Below are 646 nucleotides of genomic sequence, written 5' to 3'. Positions count from 1 at the left end.
CTAATGAGTTAGTAAGAAAAGAAAGTGAAGAGGTAAGAAAAACCAGTGAAGAAGCAAGAGAAGCTAATGAGTTAGTAAGAAAAGAAAGTGAAGAAGTAAGAGAAACACAAGAAATAGATAGACAAAATTCTATAAAAAGAATGGAAAAAGAATTAATTGATAAAACTGATGAAAAATTTAATGAGGTAGATACAACACTAGATAATAAATTAAAAGAACAACAAAAGCAAATTGATGATAAAATAGTTGAAACTAATAATAAGATAAATGAAGTAGATACTAAAATAGTTGAAGTTGACAATAAGATTGTTGAAGTGAATATTGCTAAAACGGATATGACAACAACTGTATCTAATAAATTAACTGAATTTGAACAAAGATTTGAAGAGTTGGAAAGTACAAATACAACAGGAGAAATAATACAAACAAGAGAAGCTTACGATGGAACTCAAAAAAATACATTAAAAGAAAGATTTACATATGATTTTGATAAGGTATATGAGAAAATAGCAGAAATGACTTCTGCTGCAACCAATGTAGCTTTCAGTAAATCTTATGTTGAATCCGACTGGATTGCTGATGGAGAATATTTTAAACTTACAGTTAATCATAATCTTGTTACAGAAAATATATTCGTTGCGATACT

The 646-nt window shown here is 27.6% G+C and carries 1 pseudogene; it reads left to right on the top strand.

The features are described 5' to 3' along the window. Positions 1-646: pseudogene (locus tag KGF41_RS20480) on the top strand (phage tail protein); the annotation flags it as partial.

Origin of the sequence: Clostridioides sp. ZZV14-6150 (assembly GCF_020657875.1) — a bacterium.
Taxonomy (GTDB): domain Bacteria; phylum Bacillota; class Clostridia; order Peptostreptococcales; family Peptostreptococcaceae; genus Clostridioides.
The sequence above is the reverse complement of the archived record's forward strand: the minus strand, read 5'-3'. Positions and strand labels throughout refer to the sequence as shown.